Origin of the sequence: Ramlibacter rhizophilus, from assembly GCF_004681965.1 — a bacterium.
Taxonomy (GTDB): Bacteria; Pseudomonadota; Gammaproteobacteria; order Burkholderiales; family Burkholderiaceae_C; genus Ramlibacter; species Ramlibacter rhizophilus.
Genome location: NZ_SMLL01000004.1, coordinates 1 through 16,375 on the forward strand (window position 1 = coordinate 1; position 16,375 = coordinate 16,375).

Genomic DNA, 16,375 nt, shown 5'->3' on the forward strand with positions numbered 1-16,375 from the left:
TGAAACGCCTCTGCGCCGATGATAGTGCGGATTCCCGTGTGAAAGTAGGTCATCGTCAGGCTATTAATCCAGCCCAAGAAGCCCAGCACGAAAGTGCTGGGCTTCTTGCTTTGCGGGCCAGAATTACGGCGGCAGGATGATCAGTTGTTGCGCAGATGGTCGCCATCCCATACGGCTGCCTCGGATCGGACCAGATCTGCAATCAAACGATCCAGCCAATCATCGAATTCCGTCTCGCGATTCCATTTCGATTGGAGTAGCCGGAGGTATGAGCATCCGCGCGCCCAGCAATGGAATTCGACCGCTGTGATGGTCTGAACTTCGAGCAACTTGAACTTGAGGAGTACCTTGGCAGCGTACTGCCCGTGCCTGACCGGGTTGGCGGCGAAATAGGCCAGACGCTCCCGTGCGACGCGCAGCGCAGTCCGCACATCTTCGAACGCCGGGCCATGGCCGGGGATGACCAGCGCGGGCGCGAGTTGCTCGATGGTGTCCAGCGTGGCCCCGACCTCTTCGAATGCGCGCTGGCCTTCGAGCTCCGGAAACACAACGCCGAATCCGGACTGCCACAACGCATCCGCCGAAATGAGGATTCGGGACCGGGGCTCGAAGAGCAGCACGGCATCGGGATCATGGCCCGGCGCCGAATGGACTTCCCAGGCCCGGTGACCGAGTTGGATCTGCTGGCCTGGCGCGATCGAGCCTGTCGCCGCAAATCGTTCGCAGCGCTGGCCGGTAGCTCGGTAGCTGAGCCTGTCTTCATCCCAGATTCGGACCGCTTCGACCTGCGTGTGGGGCACCAGCGTGGCAAGGCTGGGGTATTGGGCCTGCAGCGCTGCGTTGCCACCGCAGTGGTCGCTGTGCAAATGTGTGTTGACCAGGACATCCAGACGCCGGCCGGCCAAGGCCTTGTCGACCAGCGACACGGTTTGCGCAGCATGCGTGCTGTAGCCGCTGTCGACCACCGCCGTCCGATCACCTTCGACGAACACGATGCAGTTCGACGACAGCCAGCCTCGTTCGAGCACGACGACACCGGGCAGGTGGTCCTGCGTGATCGACATCAACGAGGCCCGATGGTCAACGCGCCGCCCTCAGCTCGCGACGCAGGATCTTGCCCACGTTGGACTTGGGCAGCTCCTCCCGGAATTCGATGTGCTTCGGGATCTTGTACCCGGTCAGGTTCTCGCGGCAATAGCGCGACACGTCGTCTTCCGTCAGCAGCGGGTCGTTCTTGACGACGAACACCTTGATGGCTTCGCCTTGTACAGCGTCCGGGATGCCGATCGCGGCGCATTCGACCACGCCGGGGCACAGCGAGATGACGTTCTCCAGCTCGTTGGGGAAGACGTTGAACCCACTGACCAGGATCATGTCCTTCTTGCGGTCGATGATGCGCGTGAAGCCCTCCGCGTCCATCACGCCGACGTCCCCGGTGCGCATGAAACCGTCGGCGGTGAAGGCGCGGGCCGTTTCCTCGGGCTGCTTGTAGTAGCCGGTCATCACGTTGGGCCCCCGGATGCAGATCTCGCCCGACTCGCCTTGCGGCAGGCTGCGCCCGTCCTCGTCCTTGATCGCGATGTCGATGCCCGGCAAGGGAAGGCCGATGGTCCCGGAGAACGAGGTCGCGTCGACGGGATTGTTCGTGCCGATGGCGCAGGTCTCGCTCATTCCCCAGCCCTCGACCATGGCGCAGCCGGTCAGCTGCTGCCACTGGCGCGCCGTACCTTCCGAGGCGGCCATGCCGCCGGCCTGCGAGACGACCAAGTGGGAGAAATCGATGCTGCGGAACTGCGGATTCAGCATCAAGGCGTTGAACAGTGTGTTCACGCCCGGCAGCATGTGAAAGGGTCGGCGCTTGAGCACCTCGACGAACTTGCCGATGTCGCGCGGGTTCGGGATCAGCGTGACCTGCGCGCCCGAGCGAAGCGCAAGCAGGCAGAGAATGAGCGCGAAGATGTGATAGAGCGGCAGCGCCATGATGGTGTTGCTCGCGCTCGGTTCGCCCACGCGCCTGAGGGCCGGGTTGAACCAGGCCTGCGCCTGGAGGATGGCGGCGACGATGTTGCGGTGGGTCAGCACGGCTCCCTTGGACAGGCCGGTGGTCCCGCCCGTGTACTGCAGGAAGGCGATGGAATCGAGGTTCTGCGCGGCCGGACGCAGCGACATGCCGGCACCTTCGGACAGCGCGGCGCGGAAGCTGGTGACCGTGCGCCCGGAATCCATCGGAAGCCGGAAGCTGGGCACCATCTTGGCGAGGTGGCGGACCGCGAAGGTGGTCCAGTGGGCCTGCCAGAAGTCCAGCAGGTCGCCGATCGAGGCGAGCACCACGCGCTTGACCGGGACGCGATCGATCACCTTTTCCAGCGTGTGCGCGAAGTTCTCGAGGATCACGATGGCCTCCGCGCCGGAGTCGCGCAGCTGGTGTTCCAGCTCGCGGGCCGTGTACAGCGGATTGACGTTCACGCAGGTGTAGCCGGCGCGCAGGACGCCGGCCATCGTCACGGGAAACTGCGGAAGGTTGGGCAGCATGATGGCGACCCGGGCGCCCGGCTCCAGCCCCTGTGCCTGCAGCCAGGCTCCGATGGCCGCCGAGCGCTCATCCAGCTGCGCGTAGGTCATCCAGGAATCCATGCAGACCGAAAACCGGCGCTGCGCATTCTTGCGGAACGACTCCTCGAGCAGCTCGCCGACCGATCGGTACTGCTCCGGGTTCACGTCGTGCGGCACGCCTTCGGGATAGCTTTTCAGCCAATGCCTGTCCATTGCTTTGTCTCCTTGGCCGCGATTCTGGAAGCATGCGGCCGCGTCCCGTCCCGGGGCTTCTCCTAAGGCAGCCGACCCTGGGTCCCCCAGGTGACACGCCTCGCCGCGCGATACTGACCGCCATGCCCACTGTTTCCACGACCGCTCGTCTGCTGCAGGGGGTCGTACTGGCTGCACTCGCGACGGCGGCGGCCTGGGCGATCTGGACGTGGCCGCGCTCGCCGTTCCTGGCGCTGCTCGGTGCCCTGTTCATCCTGCTGGGCCACAGCATCTTCATCGCGTGCGAACTGCTGGTCCTGCAGCCGCGGATAGCCGACACGGACGACGCCCCGCCTGCCGCCTTGCGCGAGCGCCTGCGCGCGTGGGCGGTGGAGTCCCTGATCGGCCTGAAGGTGTTCGGCTGGTGGCAGCCCTTTCGCTGGCGGGCGGTCCCTGATCGGCTCCATGGGCCTCGGATTCGCGGACGCCCTGGCGTGGTGCTGGTCCACGGCTTCGGCTGCAATCGTGGCTTCTGGCTGCCCTGGCTGCGGCGCCTGGACGCGGACGGCCGCGCCTTCATCGCCGTGAACCTCGAGCCGACCTTCGAGGCGATCGATGCCTACGCCCCGATCGTGGAGGACGCCGTGCGCAAACTCCGCCACGCCACCGGCCACGAGCCGCTGCTGGTGGGCCACAGCATGGGCGGCCTCGCATTGCGCGCCTGGTTGCGCACGCAGCCGCCGGGCGCGACGCCGTCCATCGTGACCATCAGCACCCCGCATGCGGGAACCTGGCTGGCCGGGTTCAGCCGGACTGCGAACGGACGGCAGATGCGGCTGAACTCCGACTGGTTGCGGCAGCTCCACGCCGACCTGCGAGCGGAGCAGGCACGTGCCTTCACCTGCTGGTGGTCGCACTGCGACAACGTCGTCATGCCGGCGTCCGCGGCCCGCCTGGCCGGCGCCGACAACCGCCTCGTGCGGGGCCCGGCCCACGTGGAACTGGCGTTCCACGATGAGGTGATGGCGCAGACGCTGGCCGTGCTGGACACACGGCCCACCTGAACGGGATCCGCGGACCTGGGCGTCAGCCCTTGCCCTGCTGGCCCAGCACGCCGCGGCGCATCTGGTCCAGCTCCATGGTCTCGAACAGCGCCTTGAAGTTGCCTTCGCCGAAGCCGTCGTTGCCCTTGCGCTGGATGAACTCGAAGAAGATCGGCCCGAGCTGGTTCTCGCTGAAGATCTGCAGCAGCAACTCGCCCTGCTGGCCATCGACCAGGATGTTGCGCTGCTGAAGCGCCGCGATGTCTTCCTGCAGCTGCGGGATGCGCTTGGGCAGCAGCTCGTAGTAGGTCTCGCTGGTGTTCAGCAGCTTCACGCCCGCCATCTGCAGCGCATCGACGGTGTCGTACAGGTTGGTGGACCCGAGGGCGATGTGCTGGATGCCCTCGCCGTGGTACTTGTCCAGGTATTCCTGGATCTGGCCGGCCTTGTCGTTGCCTTCTTCGTTGATGGGGATGCGGATCTTGCCGCAGGGGCTGGTCATGGCCTTGCTCTTGACCCCCGTCGCCTGGCCTTCGATGTCGAAGTAGCGGATCTCGCGGAAGTTGAACAGGCGCTCGTAGAACTCCGCCCACTCGGCCATGCGTCCGCGGTGCACGTTGTGCGTGAGGTGGTCGATGTAGGTCAGCCCGTAGCCCACCGGATTGAGCGCGCCGGCACCGCGCGCATCCGGCAGCGGCTCGAAGTCCACGTCGAAGAAGCCGATGTTGCCGATGTCACCCTCCTGCGCACCGTTCTTGCCGCGCCAGCGGTCCACCAGGTAGATGAGGCTGTCGCCGATGCCCTTGATCGCGGGGATGTTCAGCTCGCCGGGCCCGGCCTGCCCGGCGTAGCCCCAGGCACCGAGGGAGATGGCGCGCTCGTAGGCCGACTTGGCGTCCTGCACGCGGAAGGCGATGGCGCAGATGCTGGGGCCATGCAGGCGCGCGAAGCGCTGCGCGAAGGAATCGGGCTCCGCGTTGACGATGAAGTTGATGCCGCCCTGCCGGTACAGCACCACGTTCTTGTGCCGGTGCCGCGCGATGGCGCGAAAGCCCATGCGCTCGAACAACTCGCCCATGACCTTGGGATCGGGCGCGGCGTACTCGATGAACTCGAAGCCGGCGGTGCCCATGGGGTTGTCCCAGGCGGGGGTCGCGGGCGCCGAAGCGGCGGTTGAAGTCGGGGTTGCGGTGGCGTTCATGGCAGTTCGAGCGTAGGGACTGGGCCGAAGGCAATGGTGCATGTTAGAAGGCTTCTCGCTCACTTTTATTGCGCATCGTTGCAGCGGTCCCGGCCTGTGATGCAGCTTTCCTGCGCCGTGCGACAATCGCGGCCCGCCCGTTCCCCGCACCACGCCATGCAAGCGCCGGCCCTGGACCGACTCGACGCCGCCATCCTCCGCCGCCTTCAGGCCAACGGCCGCGAAACCTATGACCTCATCGGCGAACAGGTCGGGCTGTCGCCCAGCGCCGTGCTGCGCCGGGTCAAGCGGCTCGAGGAGGCCGGCGTGATCGATCGCTACGTCGCACTGGTCCGACCGGAGTCGGTCGGGCTCGGCCTCACGGCCTACATCAACGTGCGTCTGGAAAAGCACACGGAGAGCCACAAGCGCAACCCCATGGACCTCTTCTGTGCAAGCGTGCAGGCCTGGCCGGAAGTGGTCGAGTGCGCTGCCCTGACCGGCGAAATGGACTACCTGCTGCGCGTGGTGGTGGAGGACATGGGGCACTACAGTCGCTTCATCATGGAAACCCTCCTCAAGCACCCGTCGGTGCAGGACTGCAAGACCAGCTTCGTGCTGGACCGCATCAAGGCCACCACGGCCGTCCCCTTGTAGGCACCAAGCACCGATGGCACCGCGGCCCGGCGCTGCGCCGACTCCCTTCGTCGTTCCCATCCGCTCGCTCGGCCCCGACCACCGCGAGCGCATTGCCGCGCACCTGCTGGCCCTCGACGCGCAGGACCGCTACCTGCGCTTCGGCTACATGGCCAGCGACGAGCAGGTGCGCCGCTATGTGGACGGGCTCGATTTCGAGCGTGACGACGTGTTCGGCATCTACAACCGGCGCCTGCAGCTGCTGGCCGTCGCGCACCTGGCCTTCGCCGGCGACTCGGAGCTGGCCGCCTGCGCCGAGTTCGGCGTGTCCGTGCTCACGAAGGCGCGCGGCCGTGGCTATGGCGCCCGGCTGTTCGACCGCGCCGTCGTGCATGCCCGCAACGAGGGCGTGCAGATGCTGTTCATCCATGCGCTCAGCGAGAACGCGGCCATGCTGCGGATCGCGCGCAACGCCGGCGCGACGCTCGAGCGCGACGGCAGCGAAACCGAAGCCTATCTGCGGCTGCCTCCCGCCACGCTCGACAGCCGCGTCAGCGAGCTCCTGGAAGAGCAGGTCGCGCAGACCGACTACCAGCTCAAGCGTCAGGCCCGACGCTTTCGCCAGTTCCTGGCGGATGTGCAGGAGATCCGGCAGGGGGTCCGAGAAGCGCGTCACAAGTCCGGCGTTTGATCGCGCCGGCCGGGCCGGCTGGCGGATTTCCGGGGCGATTGGGCTATCCTTGTCGTCCCTTTACCACCGCACGTCCTGCACCCCACGGCTGTGTCCGACCCTCATCCTGCGCGCGCCGTCCTCGAGAAAGAGGACAAGCGAACGTTCCTGCAGAAGCTTGCCGAATTCATCCACCCCGGTCCTGACTCGCGGGCCGAACTGATCGAGACGCTGGCCGACGCCGAGGACAACGACATCATCGGCGCCGACTCCCGGATCATGCTCGAGGGCGTGATCCGCATGGCGGACCAGACGGCCGGGGACGTGATGGTGGCCGCGCCGCGGATGGACATGGTCAACATCGACTCGCCCTACGAGGACATCCTCAACCTCGTGATCGAGACCGCGCACTCGCGCTTCCCGGTCTACGAGGGCGACCGCGAGAACATCATCGGCATCCTGCTGGCCAAGGACCTGCTCAAGCTGCAGCGCGCGCCCGAGCTGAACATCCGCGCACTGCTGCGGCCTGCCTCCTTCATTCCGGAGAGCAAGGGCCTGAACGACCTGCTGCGTGAGTTCCGCGGCAACCGCAACCACCAGGCCATCGTCATCGACGAGTTCGGCCGCGTTGCCGGCCTCATCACCATCGAGGACGTACTCGAGCAGATCGTCGGCGAGATCGAGGACGAGTTCGACATTCCCGAGGACGAAGGCGACATCTTCGCCCTGGCCGACCGCACTTACCGCGTCAGCGGCGACACCAGCATCGAGCGTGTCAACGAAGCCTTCGGCGTGGACCTGCAGCCGGTGGTCGTCAACGGCAACGGCGAGGGTGAGCACCGGCGCTTCGAAACCATCGGCGGCCTGATCGCCCACGAAATGGGGCACGTGCCGCGCCGCGGCGAATACACCAGCCTGGGTGGCTTGCACTTCATCGTGCTGCACACCAAGGCGGGCGCGGTGCGCTGGTTCAAGGTCTCGCCCGCGGTCGATCAAGACGACACCGGCTGATGGGGCGCCCGGCCTCCTGGACGCCCTGGGCACTGGCGGTCCTCGCCGGCGTCGGCCAGGCGGTGTCGATCGCTGCGCCCTGGAACGGGCAGGCGCTGTGGTGGCTGCAGCTGCTGTCCATGGCGCTGCTCGTGGCCTTGCTGGAACGGCAGCCGTCGGGCGTGCGCGCGGGCCTCCTGGGCTGGCTGTTCGCCACCTGCTGGCTCGGCGCCACCTGGTGGTGGCTGTTCATCTCCATGCATGTGTACGGCGGGCTGGCCGCGCCGCTGGCGGCCCTGTCCGTCTTGCTGCTGGCGGCGTTCCTGGGCAGCTACTACGCGCTGGCCTGCTGGGTGTTCTGGCGACTCGGCCGCCACACCGCGTGGACGGGCGCCGTGCTCTTCGCGGCCGCGTGGCTGCTGGCCGAGCTGATGCGTGGCGTCTTCTTCACCGGCTTTCCCTGGGGTGCCTCGGGCTATGCCCATGTCGATGGGCCGCTGTCCGAGCTGGCGCCCTGGGTCGGGGTGTATGGCATCGGCTTCGTGGCCGCGGTGCTGGCCGCGTTGCTGGCGCTCATGGCCAGCGGCCGGCGCGCGGCCTGGCGCGGCGCCATGGCCGCACCCGTGCTGCTGCTCGCGATCGTCGCCCTTCCCACGCTGGAGGCGGCGCAGGCGGGCGGACGCGTCAGCGTGGCCCTGCTGCAGGGAAACATCCCGCAGGACGAGAAGTTCGAGGGCGGCACCGGCGTTCCGCTGGCGCTGCAGTGGTACGGGCGCGAACTGCAGCAGGCCCGCGCGGCCCTGGTGGTCGCGCCCGAGACGGCCATTCCGCTGTTGCCGCATGCGCTGCCCGAAGGCTACATGGCGGCGCTCGCCGATCGCTTCGCGCGCGGCGAGCAGGCCGCCCTGGTGGGACTGCCGCTCGGAAGCTTCGAGCAGGGCTACACCAACTCCGTCATCGGCCTGCGCCCCGATGCCCCGGCGTATCGCTTCGACAAGCACCACCTCGTGCCTTTCGGCGAGTTCATTCCGCCTCTGTTCCGCTGGTTCACCGACCTCATGAACATCCCCCTGGGCGACTTCAACCGGGGCGGCATCGGCCAGGCCTCGTTCGAGTGGCAGGGGCAGCGCTTTGCGCCCAACATCTGCTACGAGGACCTCTTCGGCGAGGAGCTCGGCGCGCGCTTCGCCGACCCGGCGCAGTCACCCACGGTCTTCGTCAACATGAGCAACATCGGCTGGTTCGGCGACACGGTGGCCATCGACCAGCACCTGCATATCAGCCGCATGCGCGCGCTGGAGTTCGCGCGGCCCGTGGTGCGGGCTACCAACACCGGGGCGACCGCCATCATCGACCACCGCGGCGTGGTCACGCATCGCCTCGCGCCGCACACCCGCGGCGTCCTGGTCGGCGAGGTCGAGGGGCGCCAGGGCCTCACGCCCTTCGCGCGCTGGGTCTCGGCCTGGGGGCTGGCGCCGCTGTGGGCCTGGGGCCTCATGATCGTCGCGGCGGCCGCCCTGATCCGGGCGCGATCGCCGCGGCTCTGAGTGTGGCGGTGTGCGCGCCGGTGAGCGCGGCGGTGAGCGCGGCGGTGGAGAGGGGCCGGCCTCTAAAATCCGGCGATGCTCACCTTCCAGCAAATCATCCTGAAGCTGCAGTCCTACTGGGACGCGCAGGGTTGCGCACTGCTTCAGCCCTACGACATGGAGGTCGGCGCCGGCACCTCGCACACCGCCACCTTCCTGCGTGCGCTCGGTCCCGAGCCCTGGAAGGCCGCCTATGTCCAGCCGAGCCGCCGTCCCAAGGACGGCCGCTATGGCGAGAACCCCAACCGGCTGCAGCACTACTACCAGTACCAGGTGGTGCTCAAGCCCGCGCCGGCCAACATCCTGCAGCTCTATCTGGGCTCGCTGGAGGCCTTGGGCTTCGATCTGAAGAAGAACGACATCCGCTTCGTCGAGGACGACTGGGAGAACCCCACGCTCGGCGCCTGGGGTCTGGGCTGGGAGGTCTGGCTCAACGGCATGGAGGTGACGCAGTTCACCTATTTCCAGCAGGTCGGCGGCATCGACTGCAAGCCCATCACCGGCGAGATCACCTACGGGCTGGAGCGCCTGGCCATGTACCTGCAGGGCGTGGACAACGTCTACAAGCTGCGCTGGACCCAGGACCTGAGCTACGGTGACGTGTACCTGCAGAACGAGAAGGAACAGTCGGCCTACAACTTCGAGCACAGCGACGCCGACTTCCTCTTCACCGCTTTCGCCGCGCACGAGAAGCAGGCCCGCCACCTCATGGAGCAGCAGCTCGCGCTGCCCGCCTACGAGCAGGTGCTCAAGGCCGCCCACAGCTTCAACCTGCTCGATGCGCGCGGTGCCATCAGCGTCACCGAGCGGGCCGCCTACATCGGCCGCATTCGCGCGCTCGCCCGCAGCGTCGCCCAGAGTTACTACGACAGCCGCGAGCGGCTGGGCTTCCCGATGGCGCCGCCCGAATGGGTCGCGCAGATGAACCGGAAAGCCGCCTGACATCATGAAGACTCACGACAACCTGCTCGTCGAACTCCTGGTCGAAGAGCTTCCCCCCAAAGCGCTCAGGAAGCTGGGCCACGCCTTCGCCGAGGGGCTGGCCGAGCAGCTGCGCGCGCAGGGCCTGGCCAGCGAGGCCACGGTGGTCACCGCCTATGCCTCGCCCCGCCGGCTGGCCGCGCACCTCACGGCCATCGCGCCGCGGGCGCCCGAGCGCACGCTGGCCCAGAAGCTCATGCCGGTGAGCGTCGGCCTGGATGCCCAGGGCCGCCCCAGTCCCGCACTGCTCAAGAAGCTGCAGTCGCTCGGCCTGGCCGAATCGGCGGCCGGGGAGCTGCGGCGCGCCGCCGACGGCAAGACCGAAGCCCTGTTCCACGACAGCCGGCTGCGTGGCGCCACCCTCGCCGAGGGCCTCCAGAAAGCCCTGTCCGAGGCGCTCGCCGGCCTGCCCATTCCCAAGGTCATGACCTACCAGCTGGCGGACGGCTGGACCGACGTGAAGTTCGTGCGGCCGGCGCATGGGCTGGTGGCACTTTACGGCGCCGAGGTCGTGCCGGTACGGGCGCTGGGCCTGGCTGCCGGCGACACCACCCAGGGCCATCGTTTCGAGGCCGCAAGCGATGTCGTGCGCATTTCACATGCCGACGCCTATGCGGACACGCTGGCGCGCGAGGGCGCGGTCATCGCGAGCTTCGAGGCGCGTCGCGCAGAGATCGTGCGCCAGCTCGCGGCGGCGGCCGAGCGCGTGGGCGGCGGCGTGCGTCCCATCGAGGACGAGGCCCTGCTGGACGAGGTGACCGCGCTGGTGGAGCGCCCCAATGTGCTGCTGTGCGAATTCGAGCCGCAGTTCCTGCAGGTGCCGCAGGAGTGCCTCATCCTCACGATGAAGGCCAACCAGAAGTACTTCCCGCTGGTCGATGGCGAGGGGCGCCTCACGCACCGCTTCCTGGTGGTGAGCAACATCCGGCCGGAGGACCCCTCCGCGGTCGTCGGCGGCAACGAGCGGGTCGTGCGCCCGCGCCTGGCCGATGCCAAGTTCTTCTTCGACCAGGACCGCAAGAAGCCGCTGTCCACGCGGGTCGACGGCCTGGCGCGCGTGGTCTATCACAACAAGCTCGGCACCCAGGGCGAGCGCACCCAGCGCGTGCGCCAGCTCGCGCAGGCCATCGGCGCGCAGCTGGGCAACGACCACCTGGCCTGGCAAGCCGACCAGGCGGCCAGCCTCGCCAAGGCGGACCTGCTCACCGACATGGTGGGCGAGTTTCCCGAGCTGCAAGGCACCATGGGGCGTTACTACGCGCTCGCCGACGGCCTGGACGCCGAGATCGCCGACGCCATCGAGGACCACTACAAGCCCCGCTTCGCCGGCGACAGCCTGCCGCGCGGGCAAGCGGGCCTGGTGCTGGCGCTGGCGGACAAGCTCGAGACCCTGGCGGGCCTGTTCGGCATCGGCCAGCTGCCCTCCGGCGACAAGGATCCCTTCGCCCTGCGTCGGCACGCCCTGGGCGTGGTGCGCATGCTGATGGAACGTGACCCGCCCCTGTCGCCGACGGCGCTCGTCGCCGAGGCGGTGGGCCTGTTCCCGCAGGCCGCGCCGGACACGGCCACGCTGCTGTCGGAGTTCATCTACGAGCGCCTCGCGGGCCTGTTGCGCGAGCAAGGCTATTCCGCGCAGGAGGTCGAGGCCGTGCTCACGCTCAAGCCGCAGCGCCTGGGCGAGGTGGCCCGGCGCCTGGCGGCGGTGCGCGCCTTCGCCAGCCTGCCCGAGGCGCCTGCGCTGGCCGCGGCCAACAAGCGCATCGCCAACATCCTGCGCAAGTCGCAGGAACCCGTCAGCGCCCAGGTCGATGCCGACCTGCTGCAGGAGCCGGCCGAGCGTGCGCTGCATGCGGCCACGCGCGAGCGCGCCGCAGCCGCTGGCGCCCAGTTCGAGCAGGGCGACTACACCGGCTCCCTGCAGACCCTCGCGGCCCTGCGCGAGCCGGTGGACGCCTTCTTCGACCATGTCATGGTCAACGCCGAAGACCCGGCCCTGCGCCGCAACCGGCATGGCCTTCTGGCCGTCCTGCACCAGTCCATGAACCGCGTCGCGGACCTGTCGCGGCTGGCTGCCTGACGAGCATGCGCCGATAATCCGCGCATGCACAGCCTGCCGCAGATCGCCGCGTTTTCGGGACCCCGCGTCACCGGCTGGCGCGCCGGAGAGGCGGGGCGCCCATGAAGCTGGTGATCCTCGATCGCGACGGCACCATCAACGAGGACAGCGACGAGTTCATCAAGTCGCCCGAGGAGTGGCGGCCGCTGCCCGGCGCGCTCGAAGCCATTGCCCGCCTCAACCACGCCGGCTGGCGCGTGGCCGTCGCTTCCAACCAGTCGGGGCTGGGCCGCGGCCTGTTCGACCTGAACGCGCTCAACGCCATGCACGCCAAGATGAACAAGCTGCTGGCCGCGCATGGCGGCCGCATCGACGCCATCTTCTTCTGCCCGCACACGCCCGAGGACCACTGCAGCTGCCGCAAGCCCCTGCCCGGCCTGCTGGAGCAGATCGGCGAGCGCTTCGGCATCGAGCTCAAGGGCACGCCGCTGGTCGGCGACACCCTGCGCGACCTGCAGGCCGGTGTGGCGGCCGGATGCGAACCGCACCTCGTCCTCACCGGCCAGGGCGCGGCCTTTCGCGACCGGCCGCTTCCCGACACCTTTCCCGCAGGCACGCGCACGCATGCGGACCTCGCGGCCTTCGCCGAGCACCTGATCGCCCGCTCGGGCGAGTCCCGCTGATTTCCTTCTTCGTTTTCCGATGCTGAATTTCCTGCGTTCCGTTCTGCATGCCCTGTGGATGCTGGTCACGGTGATCCCCTGGGCCCTGATCATGCTGGTCGCCTCGCTGCGCGTGCGCGGCATTCCGCTGTACTGGATGGCCGCGCGCTGGCTGGGCTGGGCCATCGACGGCGCGCGCGTGCTCCTCGGGATCCAGGTGCGCGTCACGGGCATGGCCCACCTGCCCCAGGGCGAGACCAGCCCGGCCATCCTGCTGGTCAAGCACCAGTCCACCTTCGAGACCTTCCTCATGCCCACGCTCATGCCGCACCCGCTGGCCTACGTGTTCAAGAAGGAGCTGCTCCAGGTTCCCTTCTTCGGCTGGGCCATGGGCCGCCTGGACATGATCCACATCGACCGTGGCCAGCGCACGAAGGCCTTCGGCAAGGTGGTCGCGCAAGGCAAGCGCCTGCTGGCCCAGGGCATCTGGATCATCATGTTCCCGGAAGGCACGCGGATTCCGCGCGGCCAGGCCGGCGTCTACAAGAGCGGCGGCACGCGGCTGGCGGTCGCCACCGGCGCGCCGGTGATCCCGGTGGCGGTCACCTCCGCCCGGTGCTGGCCCCGCAAGGCCTTCATCAAGCGACCCGGCGTGGTCGATGTCTCCATCGGCCCGCTCATGCCCAGCGAAGGCCGCGATCCGGAAGAACTCATGCGCGAGGTCGAGGCCTGGATCGAGGCCGAGATGCGCCGCCTGGACCCCGAGGCCTACGTCAGGACCGAGCGCGATGCACCGGCTGCTGCAGCTCACTCTTGACCTGTTCGATCCGTCGCCGGCTCCCGAGCCGGTGGCGGTCCCACCCCCACCTCCACCCCAGGTCGCGGCTCCGCCCGCCGAGCCGCTGGACCAGGTGCTGGAGCCGGTGCGCTTCCTGCACCCGCGAGCCAACCGCCAGGCGGTGCTGGAGGGCGTGCGCGTCGCCTACGAACTGCGCCGCGCGCGGCGGCGCCACATCGGTTTCACCGTCGGTGCCGAAGGCCTGGTGGTGAGCGCGCCCAAATGGGTGCCGCTGTACGAGATCGAGGCCGCGCTCCAGAAGAAGGCGGCCTGGATCGTGCGCAAGCTCGGTGAGCTGCGCGATCGCAGCCAGCGCAGCGAGGCCGCGCGCATCGAATGGAAGGACGGCGCCACCGTCTCCTTCCTGGGCGAGCCGGTGATCGTGGTGCTGGACCCGCGCCATGCCTTCGACGGCGTCGGCGCGGTGCTGCGCACGGACGAGCAGACCCTGCCGGGGCTCGTCCGCCGCACGCTGCACGTCGGGCTGCCGCAGCACGCCAGCGCCGACCAGGTGCGCGACGCGGTGCAGGCCTGGCTCATGCGGCAGGCCACGCGCATCTTCACCCTCCGGCTGGACCATTACGCCGCCCGGCTCGGTGTGCGCTGGAGCAAGCTCAGCCTGAGCAATGCAGGCACCCGCTGGGGAACGGCCCGCAGCGACGGCTCCATCCGGCTGCACTGGCGGCTGGTGCAGTTCCGCCTGGCCGTGATCGACTACGTGGTCGCGCACGAGCTCAGCCACTTGCGCGTCATGGACCACAGCCCCCGCTTCTGGGACACCGTGGGCACCTTGGTCCCCGAGTACGCGCAGCTGCGCGCCGAGCTCAAGTCGGAACCGCTGCCGCCCTGGTGAGGGGCGGGGCAGGCCTCAGCGCACCCCGAAGCGCCACACCCCGTCGGCGTCGGCTTCGCGGCGCAACTGGCCGCTTCGCCACAAGGCATGCAGGTGGGCGATGGCTTCGCCCATGGCGAAGGTGGTCTGGTGCAGGTCCAGCGGTCGCTTGAACAGAACCGGCAGCATCTCGGCCGCGCTGCGCGGCGCGGCCCGGCAGGCCTCCAGCACCTCGGCCAGGCGCTCGCGATGGTGGTCCTGCAACTGCTCGATGCGCCGGTGCAGCCCGATGAAGGGCTTGCCATGCGACGGCAGCACCAGCGTGTCGGCCGGCAGCTCGCGCATGCGCTCGATTGAAGCCAGGAAGGCACTCAGCGGGTCGGACTCGGGCTCCAGGTCCTGCACGCTGATGTTGGTGGAGATGCGCGGCAGCATCATGTCGCCGGAAATCAGCACGCCCAGCGGCTCGCAGTAGAGGGACATGTGCTCGGGCGCATGCCCGTAGCCCGCGATGCAGCGCCACGGCCGGCCGTCGATGTCCAGCACACGGTCCTCGCGCAGGCGCTCGAACTCGCGCGGAACGCTGGGCACCATGCTCGCGTAATAGTTGGAGCGCGCCCGCACCTTGTCCACCGCCGCGGGGTCGGTGAGGCCGTGCGAGGAGAAGAAGCGGGCCGCCGCCTCCCCGCCGAAGCCCGTGGTGCTGGCCGAGGCAACGCGCGCCGCGAAGTAGTCGGTGGCGCTGATCCAGAGGCGGCAGTTCCAGCGCTCGCACAGCCAGGACGCCAGGCCGATGTGGTCCGGGTGCATGTGCGTGACGATCACGCGCAGCACGGGCAGGCCCTGCAGCTCGCTGGCGAACACCTGCTCCCACTGCGCCTTGGCCTCGTCCTTCGCGATGCAGCAGTCCACCACCGTCCAGCCTTCGCGGCCTTCGTGCCGGTCGCGCAGCAGCCAGAGATTGATGTGGTCCAGCGCGAAGGGCAGCGCCATGCGCACCCAGCGCACGCCCGGCGCCACCTCCATGGTCGTTCCGGTGGCGGGCAGGGCGTCGCCCAGGGGGTAGGTGAGTTGCTGTTCGAGGGCGTTCATGGAAGGGGGCAGGGTCGGCGTCGCTGATTGACGTTGACGTAAACGTCAGATGTAATCGCGATTCTAGGCGCCACCCCTCGCGCCCGATGTCCCCGGCAGCACATGCCCCCACCTTCGATGGCCACACCCGTCACCTACACCATCCGCGACCTGGCGAAGGAGTTCGACCTCACCACGCGGGCCATGCGCTTCTACGAGGACATGGGCCTGCTGCAGCCGCAGCGCACCGGCCCGGGCGGGCGCAACCGGCTCTACAGCGCGCGCGACCGCACGCGCCTGAAGCTCACCCTGCGCGCCAAGCGGCTGGGCCTGTCCTTGTCCGAAGCCCGCGAGCTCATCGACATGTACGACAGCCCGCGGGACACCGGGCCGCAGCTGCGCAAGTTCCTGGCCATCCTGGACCAGCACCGCAAGCAGCTGGAAGAGCAGCTGGCGGACCTGCAGGCCAACCTCGACGAGGTCAAGGCCCACGAGAAGGAGGCCCGGGCCCTGCTTGCCCGCACCGACAAGGCCGCGCCCCGGCGCAAGGTCAACGGCCATAATTGACGTTTACGTCAACGTCAACACACTGCAATCCACCACAGGCCCGCCATGGAACCGCTGCGCTTCGAGCCCAAGGACCCGCACTTCGAAGCGCGCGTGCGCGCCAGCTTTGCCCGGCAGGCGGCCATGGCCACCATCGGCGCGCAGCTGCACGCCATCGAGCCCGGCCGCGTCACCCTCTTGCTGCCCTATGCGACGGCGCTCACGCAGCAGCACGGATTCATCCACGCCGGCATGCTGGCCACGGCGCTGGACTCGGCCTGCGGCTACGCCGGCTCCACGCTGATGCCGGCCGAGGCGGGCGTGCTCACCATCGAGTTCAAGATCAACCTGCTCGCGCCCGCGCAGGGCCTGCGCTTTCGCCTCTGCGGCGAGGTCGTCAAGCCCGGCCGGACCGTCACCGTGACGGAAGGCCGCGCCTGGGCCATCGACGCGCAGGGCGGGGAGAAGCTGGTTGCGACCATGGGCGCCACGCTCATGGCCGTCACCGGCCGCGACAACATCCTTCACTGAAACCTTTC

Annotated in this window: 16 protein-coding genes; 12 read left to right on the forward strand and 4 right to left on the reverse strand. The window is 68.6% G+C overall.

The window, feature by feature from the left end; genetic code table 11:
* Positions 1-140: 140 nt before the first annotated feature.
* Both EZ242_RS09905 and EZ242_RS09910 read right to left on the reverse strand, forming a co-directional pair.
* Positions 141-1,064, reverse strand: a complete 924-nt coding sequence (locus EZ242_RS09905) for an MBL fold metallo-hydrolase (RefSeq protein ID WP_135285008.1) — start codon at positions 1,062-1,064, stop codon at positions 141-143.
* A gap of 16 nt (positions 1,065-1,080) precedes the next feature.
* On the reverse strand, positions 1,081-2,766 hold the full coding sequence (locus tag EZ242_RS09910) for an AMP-binding protein (protein WP_135285009.1): 1,686 nt from the start codon (positions 2,764-2,766) through the stop codon (positions 1,081-1,083).
* Between the two features lie 122 nt (positions 2,767-2,888).
* On the opposite strand from EZ242_RS09910, the gene EZ242_RS09915 reads away from it, so the two are divergent.
* Complete coding sequence (locus EZ242_RS09915; RefSeq protein ID WP_135285010.1) at positions 2,889-3,809, forward strand: esterase/lipase family protein; 921 nt, start codon at positions 2,889-2,891, stop codon at positions 3,807-3,809.
* A gap of 22 nt (positions 3,810-3,831) precedes the next feature.
* Here the strand turns inward: EZ242_RS09915 and hppD are convergent, their stop codons facing one another.
* On the reverse strand, positions 3,832-4,989 hold the full coding sequence (gene hppD / locus EZ242_RS09920) for a 4-hydroxyphenylpyruvate dioxygenase (protein ID WP_135285011.1): 1,158 nt from the start codon (positions 4,987-4,989) through the stop codon (positions 3,832-3,834).
* A 156-nt stretch (positions 4,990-5,145) separates the two neighbouring features.
* Here hppD and EZ242_RS09925 point away from each other — a divergent pair, with 156 nt between their 5' ends.
* From EZ242_RS09925 to EZ242_RS09965, 9 genes are all read left to right on the forward strand, one after another.
* Positions 5,146-5,625, forward strand: a complete 480-nt coding sequence (locus EZ242_RS09925) for an Lrp/AsnC family transcriptional regulator (protein WP_135285012.1) — start codon at positions 5,146-5,148, stop codon at positions 5,623-5,625.
* 13 nt (positions 5,626-5,638) lie between these two features.
* Positions 5,639-6,295 (forward strand): GNAT family N-acetyltransferase, encoded by a 657-nt coding sequence (locus tag EZ242_RS09930; protein ID WP_135285013.1) that lies wholly within the window; start codon positions 5,639-5,641, stop codon positions 6,293-6,295.
* Positions 6,296-6,385: 90 nt separating this feature from the next.
* The gene (locus tag EZ242_RS09935; RefSeq protein WP_135285014.1) at positions 6,386-7,285 is read left to right on the forward strand and encodes an HlyC/CorC family transporter; all 900 of its coding nucleotides are present in this window, start codon (positions 6,386-6,388) and stop codon (positions 7,283-7,285) included.
* A complete protein-coding gene (lnt, locus tag EZ242_RS09940; RefSeq protein ID WP_135285015.1) occupies positions 7,285-8,811 on the forward strand; it encodes an apolipoprotein N-acyltransferase in 1,527 nt (508 codons plus the stop codon). The genes EZ242_RS09935 and lnt overlap by 1 nt, the downstream gene beginning before the upstream one ends.
* 75 nt (positions 8,812-8,886) lie before the next feature.
* The gene (glyQ, locus tag EZ242_RS09945) at positions 8,887-9,792 is read left to right on the forward strand and encodes a glycine--tRNA ligase subunit alpha (RefSeq protein ID WP_135285016.1); all 906 of its coding nucleotides are present in this window, start codon (positions 8,887-8,889) and stop codon (positions 9,790-9,792) included.
* A 4-nt stretch (positions 9,793-9,796) separates the two neighbouring features.
* Positions 9,797-11,908 carry a glycine--tRNA ligase subunit beta gene (gene glyS / locus EZ242_RS09950; protein WP_135285017.1) on the forward strand — a complete coding sequence of 704 codons (2,112 nt, stop codon included), beginning with the start codon at positions 9,797-9,799 and terminating at the stop codon, positions 11,906-11,908.
* Between the two features lie 101 nt (positions 11,909-12,009).
* Positions 12,010-12,570: a D-glycero-beta-D-manno-heptose 1,7-bisphosphate 7-phosphatase gene (gene gmhB / locus EZ242_RS09955; RefSeq protein ID WP_135285018.1), complete on the forward strand. Its 561-nt coding sequence runs from the start codon at positions 12,010-12,012 to the stop codon at positions 12,568-12,570.
* A gap of 22 nt (positions 12,571-12,592) precedes the next feature.
* Positions 12,593-13,366 (forward strand): lysophospholipid acyltransferase family protein, encoded by a 774-nt coding sequence (locus EZ242_RS09960; RefSeq protein ID WP_135285553.1) that lies wholly within the window; start codon positions 12,593-12,595, stop codon positions 13,364-13,366.
* On the forward strand, positions 13,338-14,240 hold the full coding sequence (locus tag EZ242_RS09965; protein WP_135285019.1) for a M48 family metallopeptidase: 903 nt from the start codon (positions 13,338-13,340) through the stop codon (positions 14,238-14,240). Before EZ242_RS09960 ends, EZ242_RS09965 begins: the two co-directional genes overlap by 29 nt.
* A 15-nt stretch (positions 14,241-14,255) precedes the next feature.
* Here the strand turns inward: EZ242_RS09965 and EZ242_RS09970 are convergent, their stop codons facing one another.
* Positions 14,256-15,311: an MBL fold metallo-hydrolase gene (locus EZ242_RS09970; protein ID WP_135285020.1), complete on the reverse strand. Its 1,056-nt coding sequence runs from the start codon at positions 15,309-15,311 to the stop codon at positions 14,256-14,258.
* Between the two features lie 117 nt (positions 15,312-15,428).
* On the opposite strand from EZ242_RS09970, the gene EZ242_RS09975 reads away from it, so the two are divergent.
* Positions 15,429-15,857 carry a MerR family transcriptional regulator gene (locus EZ242_RS09975; RefSeq protein WP_135285021.1) on the forward strand — a complete coding sequence of 143 codons (429 nt, stop codon included), beginning with the start codon at positions 15,429-15,431 and terminating at the stop codon, positions 15,855-15,857.
* 45 nt (positions 15,858-15,902) lie between these two features.
* On the forward strand, positions 15,903-16,367 hold the full coding sequence (locus tag EZ242_RS09980; RefSeq protein ID WP_135285022.1) for a PaaI family thioesterase: 465 nt from the start codon (positions 15,903-15,905) through the stop codon (positions 16,365-16,367).
* Positions 16,368-16,375: the final 8 nt, after the last annotated feature.